We start from the raw sequence: 16,798 nt of genomic DNA, 5'->3' as shown, positions 1-16,798 counted from the left end.
CCACCTCCGGAGAGGACGAAGCATGAGCAACAACGGTCTGCGTCTGGTCTGGGTCTACCCCGACCTGCTCAGCACCTACGGCGACCAGGGCAACGCCCTGGTCGTGGAGCGGCGGGCCCGGCAGCGCGGCCTGGACGTGCAGCGCGTCGACGTGCGCAGCGACCAGCCGGTGCCGACGTCCGGCGACATCTATCTGATCGGCGGCGGCGAGGACCGGCCCCAGCGCCTCGCGGCCGAGCGGCTGCGCCGCGACGGCGGGCTGAGCCGGGCCGCGTCCAACGGCGCGATCATCTTCTCGGTCTGCGCGGGCTACCAGATCCTCGGGCACGAGTTCGTCAACGACCTCGGCGAGCGGGAGGCCGGTCTCGGTCTGCTCGACGTGGTCTCCACCCGGGGCGAGGGCGCGCGGTGCGTCGGCGACGTACTGGGGGACATCGACCCGCAGCTCGCGCTGCCGCAGCTGACCGGGTTCGAGAACCACCAGGGCGTCACCCATCTCGGCCCGACGGCACGGCCGTTCGCGCGGGTGCAGTTCGGCCGGGGCAACGGCACCGGGGACGGTACGGAGGGCGCGTACAACGACACGGTCTTCGGGACGTACATGCACGGTCCGGTGCTGGCCCGCAATCCGCAGATCGCCGATCTGCTGCTGAAGCTGGCCCTCGACGTGAACGCGCTGCCGCCCACCGACGACCGCTGGTACGACGCGCTGCGCGCCGAGCGGATCGCCTCGGCGACGCAGCCCGCCTGAGGCGTTTTCCGCTCGCCTGAGCGGCGCCCGCCCGAGGTGCTTTCCGCTCGGTTGAGCGGGGTCCGGCTGAGGCGTTTTCCGCTCGGTTGAGCGGAGTCCAGCAGGCGGACAGCCGGTTCGGTCCCGCCACCCTGCGCCGGTAGGGTGGCGGGGATCCAACCGGACGACGTGGTCCGGTCGTAGACCCACGTTGCAAAGGTTCCCGGGCCATGCGCATTGGCGTACTCACCTCCGGCGGCGACTGCCCCGGCCTCAACGCCGTCATCCGTTCCGTCGTGCACCGCGCGGTGGTGGACCACGGCGACGAGGTCATCGGCTTCCACGACGGCTGGAAGGGCCTGCTGGAGTGCGACTACCGCAAGCTCGACCTTGACGCGGTGGGCGGCATCCTGGCCCGCGGCGGCACGATCCTCGGTTCCTCCCGCGTCCAGCCCGCCCATCTGCGCGACGGTGTGGAGCGCGCCCGCGGCCATGTCGCGGACCTCGGCCTCGACGCCATCATCCCGATCGGCGGCGAGGGCACCCTCAAGGCCGCGCACCTCCTCTCCGAGGCCGGTCTCCCGATCGTCGGCGTTCCCAAGACCATCGACAACGACATCGCCTCCACCGACGTCACCTTCGGCTTCGACACCGCCGTCGGCGTCGCCACCGAGGCGCTGGACCGGCTGAAGACGACCGCCGAGTCGCACCAGCGGGTGCTGATCGTCGAGGTCATGGGCCGGCACACCGGCTGGATCGCCCTGCACTCCGGCATGGCCGCCGGCGCCCACGCCATCGTGGTGCCCGAGCGCCCCTTCGACATAGACGAGCTGACCGAGCTGGTCGGCAAGCGCTTCTCGGCGGGCAAGAAGTTCGCCATCGTGGTGGTCGCCGAGGGCGCCAAGCCCCGCGCGGGCTCCATGCAGTTCGAGCAGGGCGTCAAGGACGTCTACGGCCACGAGCGGTTCGCCGGCGTCGCCACGCAGCTCACCGGGGAGCTGGAGCAGCGGCTCGGCAAGGAGGCCCGCCCGGTCATCCTCGGCCATGTCCAGCGCGGCGGCACGCCGACCGCGTACGACCGCGTCCTGGCGACCCGGTTCGGCTGGCACGCGGTGGAGGCGGCGCACCGGAGCGAGTTCGGGATGCTGACCGCGCTGCGCGGCACCGACATCGTGATGGTCCCGCTGGCGGAGGCGGTCGAGACGCTGAAGACGGTCCCGGCCGAGCGGTACGCCGAGGCGGAGTGCGTGCTCTAGAAACCTCGTCAGGACACTCCTGTAGAACTGCCCCCGGCCGCAACCGCGGCCGGGGGCAGTTCTACGCTGTACCGGACAACCGGCACGAAACGGGGATGTGTCCCCATCGGGAGTGAACAGATGGATCACAGCGGGCACGGCATGAACATGGATCTGCCGCCGTTCACGCTGGAGCGGGGGCTGGAGCTCTCCGTCGACCCGTTCTTCCTGACCGGCTGCGTCCTGGCGCTCGCCCTGTACGGGTACGGCGTGGTGCGGCTGCGTCGGCGCGGGGACGGCTGGCCGGTGAACCGGATCGTGTTCTTCACCCTGGGCGTGCTGAGCATCGCGCTGGTGATGTGCACCAAGCTCAACGACTACGGCATGGTCATGTTCAGCGTGCACATGGTGCAGCACATGGTGATCAGCATGCTGTCGCCGATCCTGCTGCTGCTGGGCGCCCCGGTGACGCTGGCGCTGCGCGCGCTGCCGCCGGCCGGCCGGGGGCGGACCGGGCCGCGCGAACTGCTGCTGAAGCTGCTGCACAGCCGGTACATGAAGATCATCACGCATCCGGTGTTCACGATCCCGCTGTTCATCGCGAGCCTGTACGCGCTGTACTTCACGCCGATCTTCGACTTCCTGATGGGCTCGAAGCCCGGCCACATCGGGATGATGGTGCACTTCCTCGCGGTCGGCCTGGTCTTTTTCTGGCCGATCATGGGCGTGGACCCGGGTCCGCACCGGCCCGGCTATCTGATGCGGATGCTGGAGCTGTTCGCCGGGATGCCGTTCCACGCGTTCTTCGGGATCGCGCTGATGATGGCGTCGACGCCGATGGTGGAGACGTACCGGAACCCGCCCGCCTCGCTGGGCATCGATGCCCTGAGCGACCAGAACTGGGCGGGCGGCATCGCGTGGGCGTTCAGCGAGATCCCCTCCGTGCTGGTGCTGATCGCGCTGGTCTTCCAGTGGTACCGCTCCGAGCAGCGCACCGCCCGGCGATCGGACCGGGCGGCGGACCGCGACGGTGACAAGGAGCTGGCGGCGTACAACGCCTATCTCGCCTCTTTGCAAGCACGCGGACAGTAGCGCGAAGGGCGCGTACGGGGTGACCATGGGGACAACGGCCGCGCGGCCGACGAGGAGCGTGCGCGCATGTCCGGATCGACGAAGACCATGGGATACATGACCGTCGGGGCGCTGGTCGTGGTGACCGCGTACACGGTGGCGCTGGGAAGCAGCGGCTGGCTGTGGTTCGGCTGGATAGTGCTGGGCCTGTGCACCCTCGGCATGCTGGCCACACAGGACACCTGACCGTCGCGGCAGGTGACCACAAGGAATCCGACCGTCGCGGCGGGCGACCACGAGGACATCCGACCGCCGCTGCGGGTGACCACGTCTGACGGGCCCGGAGGCGGGTACGACCCGGGAGACCGCTTCACTGTGGTCGCATGGTGGCGCCGGGGGCCTTCGGGCCCCCGGCACCACCATGACCTGGTAGTACGCAGCCCTGAGTCGATCCGGCAGAGCGAGGTGCACCCGCAAGGTGTTCTATTACGTCCTGAAATATGTCGTGCTGGGGCCCCCGCTGCGGCTGCTGTTCCGGCCCCGCATCGAGGGCCTGGAGAACATCCCGGAGGACGGCGCGGCGATCGTCGCGGGCAATCACCTCTCCTTCTCCGACCACTTCCTGATGCCGGCCATCATCAGGCGCCGCATCACCTTCCTGGCGAAGGCCGAGTACTTCACGGGCCCGGGAATCAAGGGCCGGCTCACCGCGGCCTTCTTCCGCAGCGCGGGCCAGATCCCGGTGGACCGGTCCGGCAAGGACGCCGGGCAGGCGGCCATCCGCGAGGGGCTCGGCGTGCTGGGGAAGGGCGAGCTGCTGGGGATCTACCCGGAGGGCACCCGCTCGCACGACGGCCGGCTCTACAAGGGCAAGGTCGGGGTCGCGGTGATGGCGATCACCGCGCAGGTGCCGGTGGTCCCCTGTGCCATGGTCGGCACCTTCGAGATCCAGCCGCCGGGCCAGGTCGTGCCGAAGATCAAGCGGGTCGCGATCCGCTTCGGCGAACCGCTGGACTTCTCGCGCTACGCGGGCATGGAGAACCAGAAGGCCGCGATCCGGGCCGTGACGGACGAGATCATGTACGCGATCCTCGAACTGTCCGGCCAGGAGTACGTGGACGAGTACGCGGCCAAGGTGAAGGCGGCCGAGCAGGAGGCCGCGCCGCCGAGAAGGTTCCCGAAGCTGCGACGCTGACGGCGGATACGCCACGGGCAGAGCGCCCTCGTCCGGGCCGTCCCGCAGCCCTTAGCGTCGGATCCATGAGCAAGGGACACGCATGGGTGCTGGGAGCGACGGGCCAGATCGGGCGGGCCGCGGTGCGGGCACTGGCCGCGGACGGCTGGGAGGTCACCGCGGCCTCGCGCGGCGGCGGCCGGGACGAGGGGTGGGACGCCGGGGTCCGGGCGGTGGCGCTCGACCGGGACGAGGAGGGGGCGCTCGGCAGGGCGCTGGGCGACGGCTGTGACGTACTGGTCGACATGGTGGCGTTCGGCGGCACGCACGCCCGGCAGCTGACGGGCCTGGCGGGCCGGATCGGCTCGGCCGTCGTGATCTCCAGCGGGGCGGTGTACGAGGACGACCGGGGCCGCAGCTTCGACACGCAGGCGGAGCCCGACGGCTTCCCCCGCTACCCGGTGCCGCTGCCGGAGACCCAGGCCACGGTGGCGCCGGGGGATGCCACGTACGGGACGCGGAAGATCCTGCTGGAGCGGGAGCTGCTGGCGGCGGGCGACGCGCTGCCGGTGACGCTGCTGCGCGCGGGCGCGGTCCACGGTCCGTACTGCCGCACACCGCGCGAGCTGTACGTGGTGAAGCGGCTGCTCGACGGACGCCGGCGCCGGGTGCTCGCGTACGGCGGGGAGAGCCGCTTCCACCCGGTGCATGTGTCCAACGCGGCGGAGCTGGTCCGGCTGGCCGCCCGGAAACCGGGATCGCGCGTACTGAACGCGGCCGATCCCGAGGCACCCACGGTCGCGGAGATCGCGTCGGCGATCGACGCGGTGCTCGGGCGGGAGACGGAGACAGTGCTGATCGACGGCGCTTGTCCGAAGGGGCGGGTCGGGGTGACACCGTGGAGCGGCGTCCACCCCGTGGTCTACGACATGACGGCCGCCGAGGAGCAGCTGGGGTACCGCCCGGTGACCGGCTATGCGGAGTCGCTGCCGGAAACGGTCGCGTGGCTCGCCGGGGAGCTGGCGGAGCGCGACTGGCGGGAGGCGTTCCCGAAGATGCCGGCCAACTACGGCGAGTGGCTCTTCGACTATGCGGCGGAGGACGCCTGGCTGGAGGCGTACGACCGGGGCCGGCATTGAGCGTCCGGCTTCGTTGAGCGACGGGCCGCCCGGCCCTGGGTCGTGCGGCCGGTGTTGCGGCCCTTGCCGGCCCTCATCAATCGAACACGTATCCGGTAACGAAGGTTCGCTGAGCGGACTGGAGGCTCTTGTGGTCCGCCTTCAGCCCGCGCCGTGGTCCGCCTTGAGTCCGTCCAGCAGCTCGTGCATCGCCTCGTCCAGGATTCCGCGCAGCAGGAGCGCGTCGGCGGCGACGGCGGTCACCAGGACGGCGGGGCCGGCGAGCGGGGTGAGGGCGGCGGTGGGCCCGAGGAGGCGCGCGGGGAGCGGGGCCTCCTCGAAGGACGGGTCGGCGAGGAGCAGTTGGCCGACGGCACGGTGGCCGCCGAGGACGGCGGGGCCGTCCCAGCCGCCGGGGGCGCCGGGCCCGTAGGCCAGTTGCTGGTCCAGGAGCGCGCGGCCCGCGCGGTGGACGGTGAGCCGGGTGGTGAGCGCGCCGGTGGGCTCGCCGTGCCGGCCCAGGATCTGCTCCTCGCGCAGCAGCAGGCGCCCGGTGGCGGCGAGTTGGACCCGGGTCGTCTGGTGCAGGTCGCTGCCGTGGGCGGAGACGAGCTGTTCGGGCAGCCAGTGCAGCACGGCCCCCTCCCCCACGCTCAGGTTCACCGTGTACGTGGACGGGCCGGTGTCCGCCCGCGCCCCGGGCAGGGCGACGGTGGCCGCCGCCGAGTCCACGGTGAGGCGTGCCGTGTCCGCGATGTCGGCCTCGATCGTCAGCCGGTCGCCGTTCAGCGGGGCGCTCATCGCGCCGACGACGGTGACCCGGGCGTACGGGGCCAGCGGGGAGCGGGTGCGGCGCAGGGCGAGCGGCCCGTCGCTCTCCAGGACGGGCAGGGCGGTCCCGCCCCGCCCGTCGGGCTCGGCGCGGAGCCGGGCCGTCGCACGGACGCTCATGCGGTCCAGGCGGCGAGCTGCGCCCGCACCCAGCCGGCGACAGGGCCGACGCCCTCGGCGGAGGTCAGCGAGGTGAAGGCTACGGGGAGTTCGCCGCGCTGCTTCTTGGCGTCCAGGGCCATCCTCTCCAGGTCGGAGCCGACGTAAGGGGCGAGGTCGGTCTTGTTGATGACCAGGAGGTCGGCGGTCGTGACGCCGGGGCCGCCCTTACGCGGGATGTCGTCGCCGCCCGCGACGTCGATGACGAAGATCTGCGCGTCGACCAGGCCCTTGGAGAAGGTGGCGGTGAGATTGTCGCCGCCGGACTCGACGAGTATCAGGTCGAGCGGCCCGACCGCGTCCTCCAGGTCCTCGACGGCTTCGAGGTTGGCGGAGATGTCGTCGCGGATCGCGGTGTGCGGGCAGGCGCCGGTCTCGACGGCCTGGATCCGCTCGGGCGGCAGGACCGCGTTGCGCAGCAGGAAGGCGGCGTCCTCCTGGGTGTAGATGTCGTTGGTGACGACGGCGATGGAGAGCTGGTCGCGCAGTTCGCGGCAGAGGGCGGCGACGGTGGCCGTCTTGCCGGACCCGACGGGGCCGCCGAGGCCGATGCGCAGGGCGCGCCGGTTGCCGTCGGGGCGGGTGGCGTCGGCGCTGACGGCGGCGGGGCCGTCGTGGGAGTGGCCGAGGTGCATGGGGACTCCTGTCGGAAGCGTGCGGGGCGGGAGGTGAGGTCCGGGGGGTGGGTGGAGGTGTGGGGCGGAAGGCTGGGTGCGGGTCGGCGGGCGGGGGCGGGGCGGGAGGCTGAGTGCGGGTCCGGCTGGGGCGGGCGGGGGTCGGAAGGCTGGGTGCGGTCGGCGGGCGGGCGCGGGCCGGGAGGCTGAGTGCGGTCGCGGGTCGGATCTGGGGGCGGGCGCGGGTCGGAAGGCTCGGGGTGGTCGGCGGGCGGGTGCTGGTTTACGAGGCGAAGAGGCGGACCGGCCAGGCGGCGTGCGCTTCGGCGGTGATGTCGAGGAGCGGGGCCGAGGCGGCGGGCAGGGCGTCGATGCCCTGCCGCGCGGCCTCGGCGGCCTGTTCGGCGACCCGGTCCAGCTCGGGGGCGAGCCGGGCGAGTACGGCGGTGGCGTGGAAGGGGTCGAGGGAGAGGAGCCGGACGACGGCGGTGGCGGGGCCGCTGACGGTCTCGTACGCGACACAGTGCGCGGCGTCCACGGGGCCCAGGCCCGCCGACCGTGCGGTGAGACCGAGGACGACCGGCTGGTGGGCGCCGCGCGGCCGGGCCAGGGCGAGCGCGTCCAGTTCGGGGCTCGGCCAGGTGGCGCGGGCGGCCCGCATCATCTGCCGGCCCAGCTTGCGCGCGGTGGTCCGCAGGGCGGGCGAGGGCGTGCGGGCGTCGGCGGCCTCGTCGAGGGCGAGCGGGTCCAGGCCGTGGGCCGCCGCCGCGGCGAGGGCGGCGGCGGTGAGGCCCGCCGTGTGCAGACGGCCCCGGCAGAAGTCGGCGAGGGAAGCGGCGTCCCGGATCCGGCCCTCGGCGACGGCTGGTTCGGCGCCACCGGAGTGGGCGTGCCCTCCGGCGGGGAACCGGCCGTCGGCGAGGACGAGGAGTGCTGCGCGTGACATGGCTTCGGTCCGCCGGCTCAGAAGAGGAAGTAGCGCTGGGCCATGGGCAGTTCCACCGCAGGTGCGGGCTCGACCGGATCGCCGTCGATGGTGACGGCGAAGCTGTCGGGGTCGACGTGGACCTGCGGCACGGCGTCGTTCTCCCGCATGTCCGCCTTGGTGACCCCCCGGGTGCTGGTGATCGGCACGAACCGCTTGTCCAGGGCGAGCCGTTCGGGCAGCCCGTCCTCGATCGCCGCCGTGGAGACGAAGTTGAACGAGCTGTGGGCGGCCGCCCGCCCCAGGGCGCCGAACATCGGCCGGGGCAGGACCGGCTGGGGCGTCGGGATGGAGGCGTTGGCGGCGCCCATCTGCGCGTACGCGATCTGGCCGCCCTTGATGACGGTCTGCGGCTTGACGCCGAAGAACGCCGGGTCCCAGAGGACGAGGTCGGCGAGCTTGCCGGTCTCCACCGAACCGATCTCCCGGTCCAGGCCCTGCGCCACCGCCGGGTTGATGGTGTATTTGGCGACATAGCGACGGACTCGGTGGTTGTCGGCCCGGCCGTCCCCGGGCAGGGCGCCGCGTCGCTTCTTCATCACATGGGCGGTCTGCCAGGTCCGCAGGATCACCTCGCCTATGCGGCCCATGGCCTGGGAGTCCGAGGAGATGATCGAGATGGCGCCGAGGTCGTGCAGGATGTCCTCGGCCGCGATGGTGGAGGGCCGGATCCGGGACTCCGCGAACGCCAGGTCCTCGGGGACGGCGGGGTTCAGGTGGTGGCAGACCATCAGCATGTCGAGGTGTTCCTCGATGGTGTTGACGGTGTGCGGCCGGGTGGGGTTGGTCGAGCTGGGCAGGACGTACGGCTCGGAGACCACGCTGATGATGTCGGGCGCGTGCCCGCCGCCCGCCCCCTCGGTGTGGTAGGCGTGGATCGTCCGGCCGGCGATGGCGGCGAGGGTGTCGGCGACGAACCCGGCCTCGTTGAGGGTGTCCGTGTGGATGGCGAGCTGGGCACCGGTCCGTTCGCAGACGGTGAGGCAGGCGTCGATCACGGCGGGGGTGGCGCCCCAGTCCTCGTGGATCTTGAATCCGAGTGCGCCGCCGCGCAGTTGGGAGTGCATGGCCTCCTGCGACATCGTGTTGCCCTTGCCGAGCAGTCCGATGTTGACCGGGAAGGTCTCCAGCGCCTCGAACATCCGGGCGAGGTGCCAGGGCCCGGGGGTGATCGTGGTGGCCTTGCTGCCTTCGGCGGGGCCCGTGCCGCCGCCGACGAGGGTGGTGATGCCGCTGGAGAGCGCCTGGTCGACGAGGGTGGGCGAGATGAAGTGGACGTGGGCGTCGACCGCCCCTGCGGTGAGCAGTTTCCCGTTGCCCGCGATGATCTCGGTCTCCGGGCCGATCACCAGGTCGGGGTGGACGCCGTCCATGGTGTCCGGGTTCCCGGCCTTGCCGATGCCGGTGATCCGGCCGTCCCGGATGCCGATGTCGGCCTTGACGATGCCCCAGTGGTCGATGACGACGGCCCCGGTGATGACGGTGTCGGGTGCGCCCTCGGCGCGGGTGGTGCGGGCCTGGCCCATCGACTCCCGGATCACCTTGCCGCCGCCGAACACCGCCTCGTCGCCCGCGTGCCCGGGGCCGCCCGAGCGGTCCTCCTCGATCTCGACGAGCAGATCGGTGTCGGCGAGCCGGATCCGGTCGCCGGTGGTGGGGCCGAACAGGTCGGCGTACACGGCTCGCTCAAGGTCAGGCATCGAGGGCACCTCCGGTTTCGCCGCGCAGGCCGGGGACGACGCGGCGGCCGGCGAGGGGGACGAGTTCGACGTCGGCGGGGATGCCGGGTTCGAAGCGGACCGCTGTGCCGGCCGCGATGTTCAGCCGCAGGCCGTGGGCGGCGGCGCGGTCGAAGCGCAGTCCGGGGTTGGCCTCGGCGAAGTGGTAGTGGGAGCCGACCTGGACGGGCCGGTCGGCAGCGTTGAGGACGGTGAGGCGGGTGACCGCCCGACCCGCGTTGAGGGGGATGTCCCCGTACCCGTACAGGATCTCTCCGGGAATCATCGGCGCTCTCCCGTCAGACGATCGGGTCGTGGACGGTGACGAGCTTCGTGCCGTCGGGGAAGGTGGCCTCGACCTGGACGTCGTGGAGCATCTCGGGGATGCCGTCCATGACCTCGTCCCGGGTGAGCAGCTTGCGGCCGGACGCCATGAGTTCGGTGACGGTGCGGCCGTCCCGGGCGCCTTCCAGCAGATGGGCGGTGATCAGGGCGACGGCCTCGGGGTGGTTGAGCCGCAGTCCGCGCGCCCGGCGCTTCTCGGCCACGTCGGCGGCCACATGGATGAGCAGACGTTCCTGCTCGTGCGGGGTCAGTTGCACGCTTCCACCTCATCGTCTTCCGTCCGGCTCCGGCTCCGGACGCAGCGGGACCCTATCCCCGTTCAACAAGTCGTTGAACGCGAAAGAGGGCCTCGCGACCAGGCATTGCACGTTAGGGCGGAAGTTTTTCCGTTGCGTTAACTGACCTTTGGGGGGTTCATGGACATCGGCCCGCACAACCCGTTCTCCGACCAGAGCTGGACGACGAGCGCGGCGAAGGCCCGGCGCTCCGGTCCCACTCCAGTCCGTGCGCCCTCCCCGCGAGGACCCCGACGAATCCGCGGCTGAGCAGCGCGTCCGGGGCGGGCGGCGGCATCACGCGGGCCACTTCCTCGAAGGCGCCCGCGGCCTCCCGGTCGGGGTGGCGGGCGCTGCGCCGACCGCCCAGCAGCCGGAACAGCGCGCTTCGAACGGCGCCACGGCGCCTTCGAGGTGCACCGCTTCGACGACGAGGCCGCCGCCCGCGCCGCGATCGGGGACCGCGTCGTATACGGAGCCGTCGTCGCCACCCCGCAGGGGCGGCACCTGCTCACCGCGTCGGTGGGGGTGCTCGCGCTCACCGTGCCGGCCTGGCGGCGGTGCCGCTCGCCCGGCGGGCACGCCGGCGCCGGCCGCCCCCGTCCGGGAGCCGGCCCCGACCGGCTGAGCGCCGGATCCGCACGAGCCGAACCGGGTGCCCCTCCCCAAGGGAGCAGCACCCGGCTTCGCACTGTCGCGGGGCGGTCGGGTGTCAGGTGTCCCGGCCGTCGTGGCGGCGGTGCTCGGCGGCGATACCGAACCTGCGCCGTTCGCCCTCAGCGGATGGCGCGGAGCCGATCGAGGAGACCGAGCTGATCACCTGCTCCTCGGCAGCACTCTCCTCCGCTTCAAGTCGTTGCAGGTCAGCGGCGGATACCAGCGCGATGAGCGGCTTGCCGTGCCGCGTCACCACGACGCGTTCACCGCCGTAGACGACGCGGTTGATCAGTTCGGCTAGCTCCGCCCGTGCTTGCGTCACCGGAATCTCGTAGGCCATGGTCCCCATCATAACCTTCTGTACGTCCTGTACATTTTTTACGGACGTGCAGACGGCTGGTCAGCTCCAGGAGAGGCATGCCATGATCCGTCCCGCCGCCCGCTACGTCCTGCCCGAGTTCACCGAGCGCACCGCGACCGGAACCCGGACGCTGGACCCGTACTCCAAGCTGCTGTCCGAGCGGATCGTCTTCCTCGGGACCCCGATCGACGACACGGCCGCGAGCGACCTCATCGCCCAGTTCATGTATCTGGAGCACGCCGATCCGGACCGGCCCCTGTCGCTCTACATCAACTCCCCCGGCGGCACGTTCCAGGCGATGGCGGCGGTCTACGACACGATGCGGTTCCTGACCTGCGAGGTGGAGACCTTCTGCCTGGGGCAGGCGGGCTCCTACGCGGCGGCCCTGCTGGCGGCCGGGGCGACGGGGCGTCGACATGCGCTGCCCGGCGCGCGGGTAGTCATTCAGCAGCCCGCACTGGAGGAGCCGATGCGGGGCCAGCCGTCCGACCTGGAGATCCACGCACGCGAACTGGTGCGCACCCGCGAGATGTTCGCGGCCATGCTGGTCCGGCACACGGGCCGGGCCGCGGAGCGCGTCAGCGCCGACATCGAGCGCGACACCATCCTCGACGCGAAGGCCGCCCTCGCCTACGGGCTGGTCGACCATGTAGTGGAGAACCGCTGACTCTCCCGGACCCCGTACGACGCGAGGTGAACCGCAGATGGAGCCACCCGAGTTCCCGCCCCTGCCCGCGCTGACCCGCGCCGAGGGCGAGTTCGTCGACTGCTATCTGGCCGTGCTCGACCAGATGGGCCGGATCAATCCGGCCCACGCCAGCGACACCTACAGCGCGCTGCGGGCCGCCCAGGCCCTGGCGTCCGGGGCGGCCGCCCTGCGCGACGCCCTGGCCCTGATGCACGAGCGCGGCGAGTCGCGGATCCACGCCGCCACCCTGGCGCGGGCCCTGCGGGCCCTGCGGGTCCTGGACGGGGAACGCAGGGCGGGCCGGGTCGCGATGCCGCCGGGCGCGAACTGACCGGCTCCGCACGCGGGGAGCGTGCTGCGGGAGCGGGCCGGTCGACTCCGCGGATGACACGCCCGGCCCCGCGATCAATTCGTCTCGCTCGTTCGGCGTAGGCCGTCACCCGCGCGAGCGACAGCTCAACTTGCCCTCGGCGCGCGGCCCGTACTCGAAATGTGCCCTTTCGTCGCTGGTACGAGGGTGTGCGCCCGGCTCGTGGGCGAGCGCGAATCCGACCTGTCCACCCGAATGGAACAGTGGTGAGGAGGCTCACACATCACTGTTTCAGCTCGGAAATCCGGCACCGGGTGCGTCAAGATCCCTGGGACGACAAGCCCCCGCCACCGCGGCGGGGCGGTCCGGGCGGACGCCGAGTCCTGCCGCCGCCCGGATGACTGGTCGACAGAAGTGGATCGGCAGGAGTGGAGGACCCGCGCACAACGGGCCGACCGGGAGACCGGGAAGCCCTCGGGGTGAAGCCGCGATGCGGCCGGGCGACTTCGCCGGCCCGAACCCGACAGGTCATCCTTCACAGGCGGCTGACGAAGGGTTGCGCATGCCTGCGCAGGTTCATGTCCCGTCTCTGTTCGCCCGGATCGGTACGGCCTCGGTGCTCACCCTGGCCGTGACGACCACGATGCTGGCGCCCGGCCTGGTGAGCGACGCCGAGGCCGCCACCCACTCGACGAAGGCCCTGAAGGTGGCCGCGTCGAAGAAGGGAGCTCCCTACAAGTACGGAGCGACCGGCCCCAGCCGCTTCGACTGTTCGGGGCTGACGCTGTACTCGTTCAAGAGAGCCGGGAAGAAGCTTCCCCGCACGGCACAGCAGCAGTACAACAAGACCCGCCATATCGCGAAGTCGCAGCGCAAACGCGGCGACCTCGTCTTCTTCCATTCGGGGCGCAGCGTCTACCACGTGGGCATCTACGCCGGGTCCGGGAAGATCTGGCACTCCCCCAAATCGGGGGACGTGGTGCGACTGGCGAAAATCTGGTCCAAGAGCGTCTGGTACGGACGGGTCCGCTGACCCACCGACCGGACGCTCTTTCCGTGCGGGCGGCCCTGGCCCCTTTCGCAGTCGCCCATGCCGCCCGTGCCGCCCGGGATACCTGTATTGCCCGTGCCGCCTGTGCCGCCGGGGACGCCCACGGCGTCCTCAGCGCAGCAGCGGGCCGGTGACCAGCGCGAGTCCCAGACCGGTGAGCGCCACCCCGCTGCCGCCCTCGATGGCGCGGGCGGTACGCGGGCGGCGCAGCCACCGGCCCAGCCGGTCCACGAGCAGGGCCACGGCCGGGAACCAGATCAGCGCCAGCACCACTACGAGGGCCGCGAGCAGCAGAGTCCGGGGCAGCGGCGGCTGACCGTGGGGCACGAACTGCGGCAGCAGGCTGAGGAAGAGCACCGGGGCCTTCGGGTTGAGCGCGTTGGTCAGGAACCCCTGGCACAGCGCGCGTCCGAATTCCCTGGGCACGGGCCGCTCCGGCGCGTCCCCGGGGGCTTTGCCGCCGTCCGCCGGGCCGCGACGACGGATCGCGTACAGCGCGCTGATCCCGAGGTAGAGCACGTACGCGCCGCCGAGCAGCTGAACGGTGCGGAAGAGCACCGGCATCGTCACCAGCACCGCGGCGAGTCCGGCGACCGCGAGCGCGGTGTGCACCAGCAGCCCTCCGGCGACGCCGAGCGCGGTGGCCAGGCCGGCGGTGCGGGAGGCCAGGGCGTTGCGTACGACGACGGTGAAGTCGGCGCCGGGCAGCGCGACCATACCGGCGGCGACCCCCGTGAAGGCGATCAGTTGTGCGTCCATGAGGTCCACCTTGGACCAGCGGAGCCTTTAGCGTGTACGTGCAATCTTCTGGGTCTGCCTAAAGGAACGCTTTCATGTACGACTCGACACGGCTCGCGGCACTCGTGGCGGTCGCGGAGGCCGGATCGATCACCCGGGCCGCCGCCCGCCTGGGCTACACCACGCCCGCGCTGTCCCAGCAGCTGGCCAAGCTGGAGCGGGAGGCCGGGGCGACGCTGCTGGTGCGCCACCACCGCGGGGCGCGGCTGACGGCGGCGGGCGAGCTGCTGGCGGGCCGGGCCCGGCGGGTCCTGGACGAGCTGGACCAGGCGCGGCACGAGCTGGCGCAGCTGGCCGGGCTCTCGGGCGGCAGGCTGCGGGTGGGGACGTTCACGACCGCCGGGATCCATCTGCTGCCGCCGGTCCTGAGCGCGTTCCGGCGGGCCCATCCGGAGGTGGAGCTGGCCGTCGCCGACCACGAACCGCCCAGCGGGGTCGCCGCGGTGGTCGCGGGCGAGGTGGACCTCGCTCTGACGCACGCCTACGAACCGGCGACGGCGGCCTCTTCGCCGGTGGGCGTTCTCGTCGAACCCCTGCTGGTCGAGGAACTGGTGCTGGTGACCTCGGTGGGCCACCGGCTCTCCGAGGGCACCGGGCGCCTCGCGGTCGGCGAGCTGGCGGGGCGGCCGCTGATCAGCAGCGCGCCCACGCATCCGCCCCGGCGCGGGGTCGAGAACGCGCTCGCCGAGGCCGGGGCGAGCCCCGCGGTGGTCTGCGAGTCGCCCGGGTACGCCCTGGTGTGCGCGCTGGTCAGCGCGGGTCTCGGTGTGGCGGTGGTGCCGGAGATGGTCGCCTCGATGGCGCCGGCCCCGCTGGCGGTCCGGCGGCTGGAACCCGCGTCGTTCCGCCGGACCATCTCGGTCGTGCACCGGGGCGACCGGTCGACCGCCGCGGCCGCGACGCTCCTGGCGCTGCTGCGCAGCGGATTCGGCCGAGGGAGTACGGCCCCGGCGGTCAACCGGCCCCCGGCGGGCTGACGCTCTCGCCGCAGGCCCGGCACCGGACCTGCGGCGTCAGCCGCCCGGTGCCGGGCCTCATCGCGGATTCAGCCCTGCGGTGCCGGGCTCTTCACTGATTCATCCCTGCGGTACCGGTCCTCCTCGCGGATTCAGCCCTTGCGGTGCCGGCCTCCTCGCGGATTCAACCCTGCGGGTTCAGCCCTGGAGCGGGACGACCCACGGGAGTACGATCCAGACCGTCTTGCCGCCCTCGGCGGTCGGGGTGACCTGGAGCCGCCCGCCGCGCTCCTTGGCCAGCGCCCTGATGATGACCATGCCCCGGCCGTTGTCCTGCCGTACGGCGGCGGGCAGCCGCTGGGGCCAGCGGGGGTGACTGTCCGTGACGCCGAGGTGCAGTTCCTCGTCGCGTTCGAGGCGCAGTTCGACGGTGAAGGTGGGCGACTGGCCGAACGTGTGCTGGACCGCGTTGGTGGCCAGCTCCGAGATGATCAGCCGGATGGTGTCGGCGAACTCGGTGTCGTCGGGCAGGCCCCATTGGGCCAGGGTCCTGGCGACATGTCTGCGGGCCGAGGAGACCGAGACCGGATCGCTCGGCAGAGTGACGGTTGCTTCCTGATGGTCTGCCATGGCGACGCCGTCCCTTTCCCGCCCCGGCCGACCGGTGGCCGGCCAGGATTGTGCTTCGCGCCAGATTGCCATTGATGACGCTGCCTGTAACGGCGTTCGGCCAGGATATGCATATATCTGTCGCTCGAAACGGTGAATTCGGGACCCGTACGGCGTGGACGGACGGCACACTGACCCCCCTGCGGGCCGTCTCCGGTGAGGGGACCGGCCCTTCCCTGCAGCAGAAGGAGGACCGGCATGCCGCACGGCCCCGTCGTCCGGCGGCGCAAGCTCGGTGAGGAGCTGCGGAGCCTGCGCCGCGCTTCCGGGCTGACCAGCCGGGAGGCGGCGCGGCTGCTCGGCTGGCACCAGTCGAAGGTGAGCCGTATCGAGACGGGCGCGAGCGGGGTGACGCCCGCCGACGTGTCACGGCTGCTGGACGTCTACGCGGTGCGCGACACCCAGTTGCGTTCCCTGCTCGAAGTCCTCGCGGGGTCGGCGGGCGGCGGCGGTTCGGGCTGGTGGCATGCCTACCGGGGGCTGATCCCACCGCAGTACCGCGACTTCATCAGTCTGGAGTCGCAGGCCAGTACGGTCCGGACGCTGGAGACCTCGGTGGTGCCGGGCCTGCTCCAGACCGCCGGCTACGCACGCGCCGTGACCCGCGCCTCGCTGGACGGATTACCCGACGGCCGGCTCGACTCCCTGGTCGAGGTCCGGCTGACCCGCCAGCGGGTGCTGCGCGCGAGTCCGCCGCTGCGCTTCGCCGCCGTACTGGACGAGGCGGTGCTCCATCGCGAGGTGGGCGGACCGGAGGTGATGAAAGATCAGTTGCAGCACCTGCGGCAGGTTTCCCAACTCCCTCATGTGCAGCTGCAGTTACTGCCGTTCTCGGTCGGGGGCTACGTCGGGCTCACCTGCCCTTTCGTTATCTTCTCCTTTCCGAAGATTTCCGATCTGGATGTGGTCGTTCTTGACCACTTGACGAGTAGCCTCTATCTGGAACGGAAAGAAGACCTTGAGGCGTACAGCTCGGCCTTCCGTACCTTGCAGGCGCACGCGCTGTCGCCCGAGCGCACGCTGGACCTCATCACCGCGATCAGCCGCGGCTAG

20 protein-coding genes, 1 pseudogene and 1 riboswitch are annotated in these 16,798 nt (G+C 71.9%); of the genes and pseudogenes, 12 read left to right on the top strand and 9 right to left on the bottom strand.

Annotated elements, in window-relative coordinates; genetic code table 11:
* The first annotated feature begins 22 nt into the window (after positions 1-22).
* The 6 genes from ACGF2Y_RS10915 (at position 23) to ACGF2Y_RS10890 (ending at position 5,349) form a co-directional block, all read left to right on the top strand.
* Positions 23-751 carry a type 1 glutamine amidotransferase gene (locus ACGF2Y_RS10915; protein ID WP_392945088.1) on the top strand — a complete coding sequence of 243 codons (729 nt, stop codon included), beginning with the start codon at positions 23-25 and terminating at the stop codon, positions 749-751.
* A 209-nt stretch (positions 752-960) separates the two neighbouring features.
* A complete protein-coding gene (locus tag ACGF2Y_RS10910; RefSeq protein WP_392945086.1) occupies positions 961-1,986 on the top strand; it encodes a 6-phosphofructokinase in 1,026 nt (341 codons plus the stop codon).
* A 120-nt stretch (positions 1,987-2,106) separates the two neighbouring features.
* Positions 2,107-3,057 (top strand): cytochrome c oxidase assembly protein, encoded by a 951-nt coding sequence (locus ACGF2Y_RS10905; protein WP_392945083.1) that lies wholly within the window; start codon positions 2,107-2,109, stop codon positions 3,055-3,057.
* 66 nt (positions 3,058-3,123) lie between these two features.
* Complete coding sequence (locus ACGF2Y_RS10900) at positions 3,124-3,282, top strand: hypothetical protein (protein ID WP_392945081.1); 159 nt, start codon at positions 3,124-3,126, stop codon at positions 3,280-3,282.
* A gap of 232 nt (positions 3,283-3,514) precedes the next feature.
* Entirely contained in the window at positions 3,515-4,231 is a 717-nt protein-coding gene (locus tag ACGF2Y_RS10895) for a lysophospholipid acyltransferase family protein (protein WP_392945078.1), read from the top strand.
* 65 nt (positions 4,232-4,296) lie between these two features.
* Positions 4,297-5,349: an NAD-dependent epimerase/dehydratase family protein gene (locus tag ACGF2Y_RS10890; RefSeq protein WP_392945075.1), complete on the top strand. Its 1,053-nt coding sequence runs from the start codon at positions 4,297-4,299 to the stop codon at positions 5,347-5,349.
* A 141-nt stretch (positions 5,350-5,490) separates the two neighbouring features.
* On the opposite strand, the gene ACGF2Y_RS10885 is transcribed toward ACGF2Y_RS10890, so the two are convergent.
* From ACGF2Y_RS10885 to ACGF2Y_RS10860, 6 genes are all read right to left on the bottom strand, one after another.
* A complete protein-coding gene (locus tag ACGF2Y_RS10885; RefSeq protein ID WP_392945073.1) occupies positions 5,491-6,279 on the bottom strand; it encodes an urease accessory protein UreD in 789 nt (262 codons plus the stop codon).
* Complete coding sequence (gene ureG / locus ACGF2Y_RS10880) at positions 6,276-6,953, bottom strand: urease accessory protein UreG (RefSeq protein ID WP_392945071.1); 678 nt, start codon at positions 6,951-6,953, stop codon at positions 6,276-6,278. The genes ACGF2Y_RS10885 and ureG overlap by 4 nt, the downstream gene beginning before the upstream one ends.
* A gap of 262 nt (positions 6,954-7,215) precedes the next feature.
* Positions 7,216-7,878 (bottom strand): urease accessory protein UreF, encoded by a 663-nt coding sequence (locus ACGF2Y_RS10875; RefSeq protein WP_392945068.1) that lies wholly within the window; start codon positions 7,876-7,878, stop codon positions 7,216-7,218.
* Between the two features lie 17 nt (positions 7,879-7,895).
* Complete coding sequence (locus ACGF2Y_RS10870) at positions 7,896-9,617, bottom strand: urease subunit alpha (RefSeq protein WP_392945065.1); 1,722 nt, start codon at positions 9,615-9,617, stop codon at positions 7,896-7,898.
* The gene (locus ACGF2Y_RS10865) at positions 9,610-9,921 is read right to left on the bottom strand and encodes an urease subunit beta (RefSeq protein ID WP_392945062.1); all 312 of its coding nucleotides are present in this window, start codon (positions 9,919-9,921) and stop codon (positions 9,610-9,612) included. The genes ACGF2Y_RS10870 and ACGF2Y_RS10865 overlap by 8 nt, the downstream gene beginning before the upstream one ends.
* 13 nt (positions 9,922-9,934) lie before the next feature.
* The gene (locus ACGF2Y_RS10860) at positions 9,935-10,237 is read right to left on the bottom strand and encodes an urease subunit gamma (protein ID WP_096626738.1); all 303 of its coding nucleotides are present in this window, start codon (positions 10,235-10,237) and stop codon (positions 9,935-9,937) included.
* Positions 10,238-10,580: 343 nt separating this feature from the next.
* Between ACGF2Y_RS10860 and ACGF2Y_RS10855 the strand changes: the two are divergent.
* Positions 10,581-10,777 (top strand): annotated as a pseudogene (locus tag ACGF2Y_RS10855) (ABC transporter permease); the annotation flags it as partial.
* A 190-nt stretch (positions 10,778-10,967) separates the two neighbouring features.
* On the opposite strand, the gene ACGF2Y_RS10850 reads toward ACGF2Y_RS10855, so the two are convergent.
* Positions 10,968-11,252 (bottom strand): type II toxin-antitoxin system Phd/YefM family antitoxin, encoded by a 285-nt coding sequence (locus tag ACGF2Y_RS10850; RefSeq protein WP_392945057.1) that lies wholly within the window; start codon positions 11,250-11,252, stop codon positions 10,968-10,970.
* An 82-nt stretch (positions 11,253-11,334) separates the two neighbouring features.
* Here ACGF2Y_RS10850 and ACGF2Y_RS10845 point away from each other — a divergent pair, with 82 nt between their 5' ends.
* From ACGF2Y_RS10845 to ACGF2Y_RS10835, 3 genes are all read left to right on the top strand, one after another.
* A complete protein-coding gene (locus ACGF2Y_RS10845; protein ID WP_392945055.1) occupies positions 11,335-11,940 on the top strand; it encodes an ATP-dependent Clp protease proteolytic subunit in 606 nt (201 codons plus the stop codon).
* Between the two features lie 37 nt (positions 11,941-11,977).
* Positions 11,978-12,292 (top strand): hypothetical protein, encoded by a 315-nt coding sequence (locus ACGF2Y_RS10840; RefSeq protein WP_392945052.1) that lies wholly within the window; start codon positions 11,978-11,980, stop codon positions 12,290-12,292.
* A gap of 375 nt (positions 12,293-12,667) precedes the next feature.
* A riboswitch (cyclic di-AMP (ydaO/yuaA leader) is annotated at positions 12,668-12,830 on the top strand.
* Between the two features lie 3 nt (positions 12,831-12,833).
* The gene (locus tag ACGF2Y_RS10835) at positions 12,834-13,304 is read left to right on the top strand and encodes a C40 family peptidase (RefSeq protein WP_392945049.1); all 471 of its coding nucleotides are present in this window, start codon (positions 12,834-12,836) and stop codon (positions 13,302-13,304) included.
* Positions 13,305-13,433: 129 nt separating this feature from the next.
* Here ACGF2Y_RS10835 and ACGF2Y_RS10830 read toward each other — a convergent pair whose 3' ends face one another.
* Positions 13,434-14,081, bottom strand: coding sequence for a LysE family translocator (locus ACGF2Y_RS10830; RefSeq protein ID WP_392945047.1), 648 nt, complete (start codon positions 14,079-14,081; stop codon positions 13,434-13,436).
* 74 nt (positions 14,082-14,155) lie between these two features.
* On the opposite strand from ACGF2Y_RS10830, the gene ACGF2Y_RS10825 reads away from it, so the two are divergent.
* Positions 14,156-15,097, top strand: a complete 942-nt coding sequence (locus tag ACGF2Y_RS10825) for a LysR family transcriptional regulator (protein ID WP_392945044.1) — start codon at positions 14,156-14,158, stop codon at positions 15,095-15,097.
* Positions 15,098-15,274: 177 nt separating this feature from the next.
* Here the strand turns inward: ACGF2Y_RS10825 and ACGF2Y_RS10820 are convergent, their stop codons facing one another.
* A complete protein-coding gene (locus ACGF2Y_RS10820; protein WP_392945041.1) occupies positions 15,275-15,706 on the bottom strand; it encodes an ATP-binding protein in 432 nt (143 codons plus the stop codon).
* Positions 15,707-15,943: 237 nt separating this feature from the next.
* On the opposite strand from ACGF2Y_RS10820, the gene ACGF2Y_RS10815 reads away from it, so the two are divergent.
* On the top strand, positions 15,944-16,798 hold the full coding sequence (locus ACGF2Y_RS10815) for a helix-turn-helix domain-containing protein (protein WP_392945038.1): 855 nt from the start codon (positions 15,944-15,946) through the stop codon (positions 16,796-16,798).

It is taken from the genome of Streptomyces sp. NPDC048142 (assembly GCF_043202835.1).
GTDB lineage: Bacteria > Actinomycetota > Actinomycetes > Streptomycetales > Streptomycetaceae > Streptomyces.
This window is presented reverse-complemented; position numbering and strand designations above follow the sequence as displayed.